This is a genomic window from Streptomyces sp. NPDC029139, from assembly GCF_055564335.1.
This window is the reverse complement of the sequence record NZ_JBVHWN010000007.1, coordinates 196,771-209,757: the sequence shown is the minus strand read 5'-3', so window position 1 is coordinate 209,757 and position 12,987 is coordinate 196,771. Positions and strand designations below refer to the sequence as shown.

The window sequence follows — 12,987 nt, the reverse complement described above, 5'->3', positions numbered from 1 at the left end:
GTTTTCTTTCTACCACTCAGGGGATGGCGCAAAAGCGACCGGTCCGCCCCTTGTTCCCAAGGGAGGACCGGCCCGTGATGCCCTCGTTACGCGTTCCGCACGGGTTCTCTACGCGTCCTCGGCCAATTCCAGCCAGCGCATCTCCAACTCCTCGCGCTCGCCCGCCAGTTCCCGCAGCTCGGCGTCGAGCTTCGCGACCTTCTCGAAGTCTGTCGCGTTTTCGGCGATTTGCGCGTGCAGCTTGGCCTCCTTGTCGGCCACCTTGTCGAGTTGCCGCTCGACCTTCTGCAGCTCCTTCTTCGCGGCACGGGCGTCCGCGGCGGAGACACCGGGCTTCTGCTGCGCGGTCTGTGCCGCGGCCGGGGCGGGGACCGACGCCTCGATCATCCTCTGCCGGCGCTCCAGGTACTCCTCGATCCCGCGCGGCAGCATCCGCAGCGTCCGGTCGCCGAGCAGCGCGAACGTCCGGTCCGTGGTGCGCTCGATGAAGAACCGGTCGTGGGAGATGACGACCATGGAGCCCGGCCAGCCGTCGAGGAGGTCCTCCAGCTGGGTCAGGGTCTCGATGTCCAGGTCGTTGGTGGGCTCGTCGAGGAAGAGGACGTTCGGCTCGTCCATCAGCAGACGCAGCAGCTGGAGCCGGCGCCGCTCGCCGCCGGAGAGGTCGCCGACGGGCGTCCACTGCTTCTCCTTGGAGAAGCCGAACTGCTCGCAGAGCTGACCGGCGGTCATCTCCCGGCCCTTGCCGAGGTCGACCCGGTCGCGGATCTGCTGGACGGCCTCCAGGACCCGCAGCGGCGCGGGCAGCTCCGTGACGTCCTGGGAGAGGTAGGCGAGCCGTACGGTCTTGCCGACGACGATCTTCCCGGCGGCGGGCTGGATGTCGCCGTGGGAGACCGCCGCGTCGGCCAAGGCCCGCAGCAGGGAGGTCTTGCCGGCGCCGTTGACGCCGACCAGGCCGATGCGGTCGCCCGGCCCGAGCTGCCAGGTGAGGTGCTGCAGCAGCGTCTTGGGGCCGGCGGTGACGGTGACGTCCTCGAGGTCGAAGACCGTCTTCCCGAGGCGCGCGTTGGCGAACTTCATCAGCTCGGAGGTGTCGCGCGGCGGCGGCACGTCGGCGATCAGCTCGTTGGCGGCCTCGATGCGGTAGCGGGGCTTGGAGGTACGGGCGGGGGCGCCGCGCCGCAGCCAGGCGAGCTCCTTGCGCATCAGGTTCTGCCGCTTGGTCTCCTCGGTGGCGGCGATGCGCTCGCGCTCGGCGCGGGCGAAGACGTAGTCGGAGTAGCCGCCCTCGTACTCGTGGACGTCACCGCGCTGCACGTCCCACATGCGGGTGCAGACCTGGTCGAGGAACCAGCGGTCGTGGGTGACGCAGACGAGCGCCGAGCGGCGCTCCTGGAGGTGCTTGGCGAGCCAGGCGATGCCCTCGACGTCGAGGTGGTTGGTGGGCTCGTCGAGGACGATCAGGTCCTGGTCCTCGATGAGGAGCTTGGCGAGCGCGATCCGGCGCCGCTCGCCACCGGAGAGCGGGCCGATGACGGTGTCGAGACCGTGCTCGAAACCGGGCAGGTCGAGTCCGCCGAAGAGCCCGGTGAGCACATCGCGGATCTTGGCGCTGCCGGCCCACTCGTGGTCGGCCATGACGCCGATGACCTCATGCCGGACGGTCGCCTTCGGGTCGAGCGAGTCGTGCTGGGTGAGCACCCCGAGCCGCAGCCCGCCACTGTGCGTGACGCGGCCGGTGTCGGCCTCCTCCAGCTTGGCGAGCATGCGGATGAGGGTGGTCTTGCCGTCGCCGTTACGGCCCACGACGCCGATCCGGTCGCCCTCGGAGACGCCGAGCGAGACGCCGTCGAGCAGGGCACGGGTGCCGTACACCTTGCTGACAGCCTCGACATTGACCAGATTGACGGCCACTTTGACTCCTGTACCGGGGGATGGATCGACGTCCAAGGGTAGACGGCCGGGCCGGTGCGACGGCGTGCGGTGATCCCGCCTCCTCCGGGCCTTGTCAGCAGCGGGCGAGTGAGCCGCTCTCCCGGGTGGTCTTGTCGCTGTAGACCCAGCCCTCGGTCTCCGTGCCCTGGATCCGGGCGTAGATCCACTTGTTGCCGTAGGCGTTGGTGGCGTAGCAGTGGTAGTAGATCTTCGTGCCGGCCTTGACCCCGCTCACGTAGGAGCACTCCGAGTACGGCCCCGTGTAGAGGTGGGAGTTCTGGGCCAGGTAGCCGTGGCCGTCGCTGCGGTTCGCGTGGGCCCAGCCGGTGCACGCGGTGGAGACGGGGGTGGGCTCCTTCACCGTGGTGCCGGGTGTGGTCGCCGGCGCGGCCGAGGGGGTGGTCGTCGGCTTGTCGTCGGCGGGCGACTTCGTGGGGGTCGGCGCGCCGGGCTCCGTCTTCTTCGTGGGGGTGCCGGTCGGCGTTCCGTCGGGGGCCATGGACGTCAGGTCCCCGGGTGGGGTCGGGCCGTCGGTGAGGCCGCCCGTGCCGGACACGTCGTCGCCGGCCGGGGCGCTCGTCGTGGGAGCCGCCGCCTGCGAGGTGCCGCCGGGTTCGCTCTCCGTGTTCATCAGCCCGTACGCGACCCCGCCGCCGACGAGGACGGTGGCGACCGCCGCCGCGACGACGGTACGGGTGCGTCGGCGACGTGCGTGGACGGTCGAGGTGGGGGTGTCGGCGCGGTCGCCGGGGCCGGTGGGCGCGCCGTGCGGAAAGCCCGGCTGCGGGGCGGACTGATGGAACGCCCCCGCGGGGGGCCCGAAGGCACCGGGCGGGGCCACGGGACCGGGAGCAGGCGCGGGTACGGGACCGGGAGCAGACGCGGGTACGGGACCGGGAGCCGGAGCGGGTACGGGACCGGGAGCAGGCGCGGGTACGGGACCGGGGGCAGGCGCGGGTACGGGACCGGGAGCAGACGCGGGTACGGGACCGGGGGCCGGGTTCACCGTTCCGCCCGCGGCGACCGCCTCCAGCATCTCGCGTGCCTGGGCGGCGTCGGGGCGCTGATGCGGGTCCTTGGCCATGAGCGCCCACAGCACGGGGGCGAGCGCTCCGGCCCGGTGGGGTTCGGGCAGCGGCTCGGTGACGATCGCCGAGAGCGTGGACCACGCCGACGTACGGCGGAAGGGCGCCGTGCCCTCCACGGCCGCGTACAGCGTCATGCCGAGCGACCAGATGTCGGAGGCGGGCCCCGGCTCCTGGCCCTGCGCGCGCTCCGGCGGCAGATAGTCGAGGGAGCCGACGATCTGACCGCTCTGGGTCAGCTTGGCCATGGCGTCGCCGTCGCCGGCCTCCATCGTGGCGATGCCGAAGTCCGTGAGCACGACCCGGCCCGAGCGGTCGAGGAGCACGTTGCCGGGCTTGACGTCCCGGTGCAGGACGCCGGCCCGGTGCGCCGCCGCCAGCGCGTCCATCAGCTTGGCACCGATCGAGGCCACCTCGCGCGGGTCCAGCGGTCCGCGTCGCGTCACCAGGTCGTCGAGGGACGGTCCGTCGACCAGCTCCATGACGATGACGGGCAGTCCCCGCTCCTCGACCACGTCGTGCACGGTGACCACGCCGCTGTGCCGGACGCGGGCGGCGGCCTGCGCCTCCCGCTGCATCCGGGAGCGCAGATCGGCCAGTTCGACGGCGGACGCGTCGGTGAAGGCCCGCAGGACCTTGACGGCGACCTCGCGGTGCAGGACCTGGTCCACCGCCCGGGCGACGACGCCCATGCCGCCGCGCCCGATCGTCGCGGTCACGCGGTAGCGCCCGCCCAGGACCTGACCGACCAGCTCCGCGCCGTTAGCCCCCGTCACCTGTCACGCTCCGCTCCGTCGTACCGCACCGACTCATCACGCCGAAGGACCAGCGTAGGGGTAGGCGTGGCGAAGGCGTCGGACGGCCCCGGGGCTCGCCCTCCGGCCCGACGCGGCGTCAGTTCGCCCGCCCGCGCCCCGCCCGTTCGACGAGCAGCCAGCCCGCGAGGGCCATCGCCACCGCGGCCGGGGCCGTGATCCGGACGACGATCAGGGTGGCCGCGTGGCCCTCCAGCAGCCCGCCGAAGCCGACCATGGACAGGCCGAGGACGCCGAAGAGGGCGAGGATGATTCCGGCGGCGGCGACCGGGCCGCCCGAGCCCTCGGTGGGCGCCACCGACTCGGGTGCGGGGGGCCGTTCGAAGCGGCGGAAGGCGGCGACGAGCAGGGCGGTGAGGACGGCCGCGGCGGCGATACGGAGCGGCACCTGGGCCCACCAGGCGGCGCTCGCGGGCTCGGGGAGCCGTACGCCGAACGCCAGGAGCGTGCCGTACACGGCGAGCATCGCGGTCAGATGCCACAGGAAGGCGGTCATCGCGATCCCGTTCGCGACGACGATCTTGTGCCAGACGCCCGCCCGGGCGGCGAACCGGGCCCCCGGGCCCCGCAGCAGCTCCACCGCGCCGACCAGCCAGAGGCCGTGGCAGAGCAGGGCCAGGGTCGGCGGGGCCATGTTGGAGACCTTCTCGCCGGGCATCCCGACCATGGAGAGCGGATACGGCCCGAGGGCGACCAGGAGCCCGGCGCCGAGCAGGCCGCCCGCGGCGAGGACACCGGGCAGGCGGATCCTTCCGTCGGCCCTGAGGAAGCCGAGCTGGTGGATCGCGAGCCAGACGAAGGCGAAGTTCAGGAACTCCACGAAGGGCACGTCGAGCGCGAACCGCAGGACGTCCACGGCCACCGCCCCGCCCGCGAGCACGGCGAAAGCGCCCCATCCCCACCGCTCGTGGAGCCTGAGCAGCGACGGAGTGAAGGCCACCATGGCGAGGTAGATGCCGACGAACCACAGCGGCTGGGTGACGAGCCGCAGCGCGACTCCGGCCAGTCCCCGGTCGGCGCCGAGGAGCTGCGCCAGGAGCGCGACGGCCCCCCACACCCCGACGAAGACCATCGTCGGTCGCAGCAGCCGCTGGAGCCGGGCGCGCAGGAAGGCGGCGTACCGGGGGCGGGAGCGGTGGGCCAGCGCGTGCGAGAAGCCGCCGACGAAGAAGAACACCGGCATGACCTGGAACGCCCAGGTCACCACCTGGAGTTCGGGCACGACGGCGAGCAGATTGCCCACCGATCCGTCGGCGGTCACCGCGGCCATCAGCCAGTGGCCGAGGACCACGACGGCGAGCGAGGCGACCCGCAGCAGATCGACGTACCGGTCCCGCGTCGCGGGCGTGGCGGCGGCGAGCTCCCGCGCACCGGCCCCACCGGCTCCGCCGCCTGCCCTGACTCCACCGATGACCATGTGGATACGGTCCCGCGCACCCTCCCGCCTCCGTCAGGGTCCACGTACTCAACCGGTACCTGAGTACCCGCGCCTCCCGGCACGGTGCGCGACCGGGAGGGGTGCGTCCCGCCGCAGAAGGGCCGGAGCGAAACCGTCCTAGCCGAGGACCGTCGCCCCCGCAGCCGGGGAGGTGGTCGCGCGGGCCGTGCGGCAGGTGCCGGAGGCGGTCAGCGCGGCCGCCACCGACTCCGCCGACTCCGCGTCCTTCACCAGGAACGCCGTCGTCGGGCCGGAGCCCGAGACCAGGGCGGCCAGGGCGCCGGCCGCGAGGCCGGCGTCCAGCGTCGGCGTCAGGGACGGGCGCAGGGAGACGGCGGCCGGCTGGAGGTCGTTGGCCAGCGCACCGGCCAGGGCGGTCGCGTCACCAGTGCGCAGGGCCTCCAGCAGCTCCGGCGAGGCGGCCGGTTCCGGGACGGCGACGCCCTCGGTGAGCCGGTCGAACTCGCCGTACACCGCCGGGGTCGACAGTCCGCCGTCGGCGACCGCGAACACCCAGTGGAAGGTGCCGCCCACCGGAAGCTCCGTCAGCCTCTCGCCACGGCCGACGCCGAGCGCCGCCCCGCCGACCAGGCTGAAGGGAACGTCGCTGCCCAGCTCGGCGCAGATCTCCAGCAGCTCCGCGCGCGAGGAGTTCAGCCCCCACAGCGCGTCGCACGCGAGCAGCGCGCCCGCGCCGTCCGCGCTGCCGCCCGCCATGCCGCCGGCGACCGGGATGTCCTTGGCGATGTGGAGGTGCACGTCCGGGGAGATGCCGTGCCGGGCGGCGAGCAGCTCCGCCGCGCGCGCGGCGAGGTTCGTCCGGTCCAGCGGGACCTTGTCCGCGTCCGGGCCCTCGCACGTGATCGTCAGCTCCGCCGCGGGCGTCGCCGTGACCTCGTCGTACAGGGACACGGCGAGGAAGACGTTGGCCAGGTCGTGGAAGCCGTCGGGGCGCGCCCCACCGACCGCCAGCTGGACGTTGACCTTCGCGGGCACGCGCACCGTGACGGTGCCCCCGGTCGCCGTACCGCCGTTCACGCCTTGGCCTCCGCGATCCGCGCGAACTCCTCCACCGTCAGCGCCTCGCCCCGCGCCTGCGGCGAGATCCCGGCCTTCACCAGCGCCTCCTCCGCCGCCGCGGGCGAGCCCGCCCAGCCGGCGAGCGCGGCGCGCAGGGTCTTGCGGCGCTGCGCGAACGCCGCGTCGACGACCGCGAAGACCTCCGCCTTGGAGGCGGTGGTCGCCACCGGCTCCGTACGGCGGACGAGCGAGACGAGACCCGAGTCGACGTTCGGCGCGGGCCAGAAGACGTTGCGGCCGATCGAGCCGGCCCGCTTCACCTCGGCGTACCAGTTCGCCTTGACCGACGGCACGCCGTAGACCTTGTTCCCGGGCCGGGCCGCGAGCCGGTCGGCGACCTCGGCCTGGACCATGACCAGCGTCCGCTCGATCGTCGGGAAGCGGTCCAGCATGTGCAGCAGGACGGGCACGGCCACGTTGTACGGAAGGTTCGCGACCAGCGCGGTCGGCGGCGGGCCCGGCAGCTCCTGGACGTGCATGGCGTCGGAGTGGACGAGCGCGAAGCGGTCCTTCTTCCCGGGCAGGCGTGCCTCGATCGTCGCCGGCAGCGCGCCGGCCAGCACGTCGTCGATCTCGACGGCCGTCACCCGGTCCGCCGCCTCCAGGAGCGCCAGGGTCAGCGAGCCGAGGCCCGGGCCCACCTCCACGACCACGTCGTCGGGGCGTACCTCGGCCGTGCGGACGATCCGCCGCACGGTGTTGGCGTCGATGACGAAGTTCTGGCCCTTCTGCTTCGTGGGGCGCACGCCGAGGGCTGCGGCCAGTTCACGGATGTCGGCGGGGCCGAGGAGGGCGTCGGGGCCTTCGGGGCCGGTGGTGGTGCTCACCGGTACAGACTAACGACCGCGAGCCCGCTCCCTGGCGCGGCGAGGCCCCGAGGGCTCACCGGTACAGCCTTCGGCCGCAGTGCGGCCAGGGACTCGCACCCCGCTGCACGTAGAGCTTCTTCGCCCGGTACGTCTGCTCCGACGCGGGCGCGTTCTGGGCGACTCCGCTGCCGCCGAGCGAGCGCCAGGTGCCGGGGTCGAACTGGTAGAGCCCGCCGTACGTGCCCGACGGGTCGACCGCGCCCGGCCGGCCTCCGGACTCGCACGCGGCGAGCGCGCCCCAGTTCAGCCCGTCCGCGCCGGACACCGAGGAGGGCAGCGGACGGGTGCCGACCTTCACCTTCCGGGCGACGGGCTGCCGCACGATCTCCTCGCCGATCTTCTTCGGCTTCTGCCGGACGCCGTTGACGGTCCGCAGGGTGTAGGTGACCCGGCGCACGCCCTGCACCCCCTGCCGTTCGACGACCTCCGTGCCCGCGAAGAGCTCGGGGTCGCGGGTCCTCTCGACGACGTACGGGATGGGCTCCTCGCGGATCTCCTTGGTGCCGGTGATCCGCATGACGGTGATCGTCTGGCCGTCGCGGGGGAAGGAGCTCGGCGGTACGGACGTGGTGTCCTGGCCGGAGAGTGTGATCCCGGCCTCCGCGACGGCCTCGCGGACGGTGGCGGCGTTGGTGCGCAGGGTCCGTTCGCGGCCGTCGGCGAGGAGGGTGACGGTCCGTTCGGTGCGGACGTCGAGGGTGAGGCCGCTGCGGGAGATGGGGGCGGAGCGGGAGACCGAGAGGTACGCGCCCTCGGCGCGTACCCCGAGCTGGCGCAGGGCGCCGTCGACGGTGCGGGCCGTGGTCCACACCTGGCGGCGCTGCCCGTCGAGGGTGAGGGTGACGGGCCGGCCGTAGCGGACGGCGACCTCGTCGCCGCTGGCCAGGTCGGCGCCGGGGCCGGGGGCGACCAGGTCGTGGGCGCCGACGGCGAGCCCCTCGTCGGCGAGGAGTTCACCGACGTCGTCGGCGAAGGTGTGCAGGGTGCGGGGCACCCCGTCGACGGAGAGCCGGATCGCCTTGTCGTCGGCGACGAAGGCGCTGGTGCCGCCGGCGAGGAAGGCCACGACCAGGGCCTGCGGGACGATGCGCCGCAGCCCTTCGGCCGGGCCGGGGCCCGCCTTGCGTCGGCGGGCGGCCCGCCGGGCCTCGGCCCGGGTGCCCTGGCCGGGGACGACGAGCGGGGCCGCCTGGGTCGGCTGCTCATGGAGGGAGACGTCCGACCGGCGCCCGCCCCGTGCGGCGCGGTGACTTCCCTGCGAGGTGCTCACGAGGCCGGGACCCTAGCGGAGCGGCGGTCACTCTCCAAAGCGACCCGACTACTCCTCGTAACCGTTATGGATCGGTGATGGACCGGTGACCGGCCGGGGGCTCAGTAGTCGAAGGCGCGGGCGGAGTTCACGGCGATCGCCTCGCAGAGTTCCTCCTCCGTGATCCCGCGCACGGCGGCCATCGCCCGGACGGTGACGGGGATCAGGTACGGCGCGTTGGGGCGTCCGCGGAACGGCGCCGGGGTGAGGAACGGGGCGTCCGTCTCGACCAGGACGAGCTCCAGCGGGGCGACGGCGAGGGCGTCGCGCAGCGGCTGCGCGTTCTTGAAGGTCATGTTGCCCGCGAAGGACATGTAGTAGCCCTTCGCGGCGCAGATCTCGGCCATCTCGGCGTCGCCGGAGTAGCAGTGGAAGACGGTGCGCTCCGGCGCGCCCTCCTCCTCCAGGACCCGCAGGACGTCGGCGTGCGCGTCGCGGTCGTGGATCACGAGCGCCTTGCCGTGGCGTTTGGCGATCTCGATGTGCGCGCGGAAGGAGCGCTCCTGGGCGGCCATGCCCCCGGGGCCGGTGCGGAAGTGGTCGAGTCCGGTCTCACCGACGGCGCGGACGTGCGGCAGGGCGGCCAGCCGGTCGATCTCGGCGAGCGCCTCGTCGAGCGCCGTGTCCCCGCCTGCCTCGCGGGCCCCCTGCCGGGACCAGCCGTCGGGATCGCCCAGGACGATCCGGGGGGCCTCGTTCGGGTGCAGGGCGACGGCCGCGTGGACGTTGTCGTACTGGGCCGCGGTCTCGGCGGCCCACTGGGAGCCCTTGAGGTCGCAGCCCACCTGGACGACGGTGGTGACGCCGACGGCGGCGGCCTTGGTGAGGGCCTCCTCGACGGTGCCGGACTGCATGTCCAGGTGGGTGTGCGAGTCCGCCACGGGCACCATGAGGGGCTCGGGCAGCGGCGGCGGGGCGTCCTTGGAACTCATGGCCCCGATCGTACGAGGGGCCATGGGTTCGCTCGCGACGGCCCGGTTCCGGCGGCCCGTGGGGGTAGGCGGTCAGGTGGTGGGCGGCTTGCGGTGGAAAAGGCCGGAGAAGCGCCTGCGCTGCGGCTCCTCCCCCACGTGCACGGGACCGGGCGCGTCCCCTTCGGGGCCGCCCGTCTTGGGGGCGTGCTTCCTGGCGCTCTCGGCCCGCTCGACTCCCTGGTTGCGTTCCAGGTCCTGTCCGATCGGGCCGGCCGGTCCGATCGGGCCGGCCGGGGCGAACGGCCTGCCCTCCCGGGTCTCGCGCGGGTGGTAGGCCTCCTCCCAGGAGCTCACGGCCGACGAGACCTGGCCCGCGCGCATGATGCGGACGACATGGCCCCCGCAGTTCAGGCAGGTCGGGCTGGACAGCGGCGAGGGCACCCGCTCGCCACCGGCCTTGTAGACGATGAATTCCTGGCCGGCGGGGTCGACGTGGTGCTCGATGTCGTACGCCTGCTCCCAGCCGTATCCGCAGCGCATGCAGGCGAAGGCGTACGCCTCATGGGCGACGGGTACTCCGGTGCCGGTGATCTCACTCATGCCAGCTCCTCTCCACCGAACCAGTGGACGCCTTTTCCGGCCGGAGCGCATCAGCGCCGGTGGAACAATGGAATGCCCTTGGGCCTTCCCTTGCCCTGAGGCCCTCAGAAGGCCTGCCACGCGGGTTCCGCTTTGCCTTTCACCATAAACCTTTACCCGTTCGTGGGGCCCTGCACCGACCCGCCGCGCACCGACCCGCCCGCCGCGGTCCCCGGCGCCGCCACGTGCCCCTGCGCGGCCGCGTTCTTCGCCGCGACGACGGCGTCGAACACCTCACGCTTGGGCAGGCCGACCTCGGCGGCGACCGCCGCGATGGCCTCCTTGCGCCGCTCCCCCGCCTCCTCGCGGATCCGCACCCTGCGCACCAGCTCCTCGGCGTCCAGCTCGGCCGGCCCCGCCTCCGGGGCGCCCTCGACGACCACGGTGATCTCGCCCCGTACGCCCTCGGCGGCCCAGGCGGCCAGTTCACCGAGGCCGCCGCGCTTGACCTCCTCGTACGTCTTGGTGAGTTCACGGCAGACGGCGGCCCGGCGCTCGGTGCCGAACACCTCGGCCATCGCGGCGAGGGTGTCGTCGAGGCGGTGCGGGGCCTCGAAGTAGACGAGGGTCCTGCGCTCCTTCTCCACCTCCCGCAGCCGCCCGAGCCGCTCGCCCGCCTTCCTCGGCAGGAAGCCCTCGAAGCAGAAGCGGTCCACGGGCAGCCCGGACAGGGCGAGCGCGGTCAGCACGGCGGAGGGGCCGGGGACCGCGGTGACCTTGATGTCCTGCTCGACGGCGGCGGCGACGAGCCGGTAGCCGGGGTCGGAGACGGACGGCATGCCCGCGTCGGTGACCAGCAGCACCCGCGCGCCGCCGACGAGCGCCTCGACCAGTTCGGGCGTACGGGCGGACTCGTTGCCCTCGAAGTAGGAGACGACCCGGCCCGAGGTGTGCACCCCGAGGGCCCGCGTCAGGCCGCGCAGCCGCCGGGTGTCCTCCGCCGCGACGATGTCGGCGGTCTCCAGCTCGGCCGCGAGCCGCGGCGGGGCGTCCGCGATCTCCCCGATGGGGGTCCCTGCAAGTACCAGCGTTCCTGTCACATGGGTCATCCTCGCAGCCCGGACAGGCGACGCGCACAGGCGCGTTCCCTACGATGGCGCGGTGACCAGTACCGCACCCGAGGCCCTGCAGGGTCAGCACGCCGTGCAAGAGCCCCCGTCGTGGCAGCAGCGTCTGCGGCGCTTCGGCTACGTGCCACCCGCAGGGAAGGCCGCGGGGCCCGGGCTGCGCGAGCGTCTCGTGCCGCCGTACACGCGGCCGTCGGAGCGCCTCTGGTCGCTGCTGGGCGCCTCGCCCGGGGCGGCGGACCGGATCTGGCGGCTGGCCGCCTGGGGCGGACCGCTGGCCGTGGCGCTGCTGGCGGGCCTGCTGCGGTTCTGGAACCTGGGCAAGCCGCACGCGGTGATATTCGACGAGACGTACTACGCCAAGGACTCCTGGGCCCTGATCAACCAGGGGTACGAGGGGGCGTGGCCGAAGGACATCGACAAGACGATCCTCACGGCCCCCGACACGGTCGTCGTCCCGACCGATCCGGGCTATGTGGTCCATCCGCCGATGGGCAAGTGGGTCATCGGCCTCGGCGAGAAGATCATCGACTTCTCGCCGTTCGGCTGGCGGTTCATGGTGGCGCTGCTCGGCACGCTGTCGGTGCTGATGCTCTGCCGGATCGGGCGGCGCATGTTCCGGTCCACGTTCCTGGGGTGCCTGGCGGGGCTGCTGCTCACGGTGGACGGCCTGCACTTCGTGATGAGCCGCACGGCGCTGCTCGACCAGGTGCTGATGTTCTTCGTGCTGGCCGCCTTCGGCTGCCTGGTCATCGACCGGGACTGGGCGCGCCGGCGACTCGCCGGAGCGCTTCCGGTGGACGAGGAGGGGGTCCTGCGGCCGGACGCGGACATCGCGGAGACGCTGCGGCTCGGCTGGCGTCCGTGGCGGCTCGCGGCCGGTGTGACGCTGGGGCTCGCGGCGGCGACCAAGTGGAACGGCCTGTACGTGATGGCGGCGTTCGGTCTGATGGCGGTGCTGTGGGACGTGGGCGGCCGGCGCACGGCCGGCGCGGTCCGTCCGTACGCGGCGGTGCTGCGGCGCGACCTGCTGCCGGCGTTCGTCTCGGTGGTGCCGGTCGCGATCGTCACGTACCTGGTCACGTGGACGGGCTGGATCGTCACGGACAAGGGCTACTTCCGTGGCTGGGCGGCCGAGCAGGACAAGGTGCACGGCGGCGGGATGTGGTCCTTCCTGCCGGACTGGCTGCGGAGCCTGTGGCACTACGAGACGGAGGTCTACAAGTTCCACGTGGGCCTGAACTCGCCGCACACCTACGAGTCGAACCCGTGGAGCTGGCTGGTCCTGGGCCGCCCCGTCTCGTACTTCTACGAGTCCCCGGCCCCGGGCACGGCGGGCTGCCCGTCGACCGCCACGGAGAAGTGTGCCCAGGAGGTCCTGGCCCTGGGCACGCCGCTGCTGTGGTGGGCGGCCTGTGTCGCGATCCTGTACATCCTGTGGCGCTGGTTCTTCCGCCGGGACTGGCGGGCGGGCGCGATCGCGTGCGGCATCGCGGCGGGCTGGCTGCCGTGGCTGCTGTACCAGGAGCGCACCATCTTCCTGTTCTACGCGGTGGTGTTCGTGCCGTTCCTGTGTCTCGCGGTGACGATGCTCATCGGCGCGATGCTCGGCCCGGCCGGCTCCTCGGAGAGACGACGGACGTTCGGGGCGGTGGGGGCGGGCGTGCTCGTGCTCCTCATCGTCTGGAACTTCATCTACTTCTGGCCGATCTACACGGGCACGGCGATCCCGATGGACCAGTGGCGGAACCGGATGTGGCTGGACACCTGGGTCTAGCCGGGGATTCGCGGCGAGAGGGCGCGGCCGTCGGCCGTGCCCTCTCGGCTCACGGG

At 73.1% G+C, this 12,987-nt stretch carries 10 protein-coding genes; 1 reads left to right on the top strand and 9 read right to left on the bottom strand.

From position 1 onward, the window contains the following. Positions 1 to 108: 108 nt before the first annotated feature. From ACZ4VW_RS18575 to rsmI, 9 genes are all read right to left on the bottom strand, one after another. Positions 109 to 1,917 carry an ABC-F family ATP-binding cassette domain-containing protein gene (locus ACZ4VW_RS18575; RefSeq protein WP_467963567.1) on the bottom strand — a complete coding sequence of 603 codons (1,809 nt, stop codon included), beginning with the start codon at positions 1,915 to 1,917 and terminating at the stop codon, positions 109 to 111. A 94-nt stretch (positions 1,918 to 2,011) separates the two neighbouring features. Beyond that, the gene (locus tag ACZ4VW_RS18570) at positions 2,012 to 3,715 is read right to left on the bottom strand and encodes a serine/threonine-protein kinase (RefSeq protein WP_467963810.1); all 1,704 of its coding nucleotides are present in this window, start codon (positions 3,713 to 3,715) and stop codon (positions 2,012 to 2,014) included. A 202-nt stretch (positions 3,716 to 3,917) separates the two neighbouring features. Then, a complete protein-coding gene (locus ACZ4VW_RS18565; protein WP_467963565.1) occupies positions 3,918 to 5,255 on the bottom strand; it encodes an acyltransferase family protein in 1,338 nt (445 codons plus the stop codon). A gap of 138 nt (positions 5,256 to 5,393) precedes the next feature. Then, positions 5,394 to 6,314: a 4-(cytidine 5'-diphospho)-2-C-methyl-D-erythritol kinase gene (locus ACZ4VW_RS18560; RefSeq protein WP_467963563.1), complete on the bottom strand. Its 921-nt coding sequence runs from the start codon at positions 6,312 to 6,314 to the stop codon at positions 5,394 to 5,396. Then, positions 6,311 to 7,183 (bottom strand): 16S rRNA (adenine(1518)-N(6)/adenine(1519)-N(6))-dimethyltransferase RsmA, encoded by an 873-nt coding sequence (rsmA, locus tag ACZ4VW_RS18555; RefSeq protein ID WP_467963561.1) that lies wholly within the window; start codon positions 7,181 to 7,183, stop codon positions 6,311 to 6,313. The genes ACZ4VW_RS18560 and rsmA overlap by 4 nt, the downstream gene beginning before the upstream one ends. Positions 7,184 to 7,238: 55 nt before the next feature. Continuing rightward, a complete protein-coding gene (locus tag ACZ4VW_RS18550; RefSeq protein WP_467963559.1) occupies positions 7,239 to 8,495 on the bottom strand; it encodes a ubiquitin-like domain-containing protein in 1,257 nt (418 codons plus the stop codon). A gap of 101 nt (positions 8,496 to 8,596) precedes the next feature. Continuing rightward, positions 8,597 to 9,466, bottom strand: a complete 870-nt coding sequence (locus ACZ4VW_RS18545) for a TatD family hydrolase (RefSeq protein WP_467963557.1) — start codon at positions 9,464 to 9,466, stop codon at positions 8,597 to 8,599. Positions 9,467 to 9,538: 72 nt separating this feature from the next. Then, complete coding sequence (locus ACZ4VW_RS18540) at positions 9,539 to 10,048, bottom strand: hypothetical protein (protein ID WP_467963555.1); 510 nt, start codon at positions 10,046 to 10,048, stop codon at positions 9,539 to 9,541. Between the two features lie 152 nt (positions 10,049 to 10,200). Continuing rightward, positions 10,201 to 11,136 carry a 16S rRNA (cytidine(1402)-2'-O)-methyltransferase gene (gene rsmI, locus ACZ4VW_RS18535; RefSeq protein ID WP_467963554.1) on the bottom strand — a complete coding sequence of 312 codons (936 nt, stop codon included), beginning with the start codon at positions 11,134 to 11,136 and terminating at the stop codon, positions 10,201 to 10,203. 52 nt (positions 11,137 to 11,188) lie between these two features. On the opposite strand from rsmI, the gene ACZ4VW_RS18530 reads away from it, so the two are divergent. Next, positions 11,189 to 12,931: a dolichyl-phosphate-mannose--protein mannosyltransferase gene (locus ACZ4VW_RS18530; RefSeq protein WP_467963552.1), complete on the top strand. Its 1,743-nt coding sequence runs from the start codon at positions 11,189 to 11,191 to the stop codon at positions 12,929 to 12,931. Positions 12,932 to 12,987: the final 56 nt, after the last annotated feature.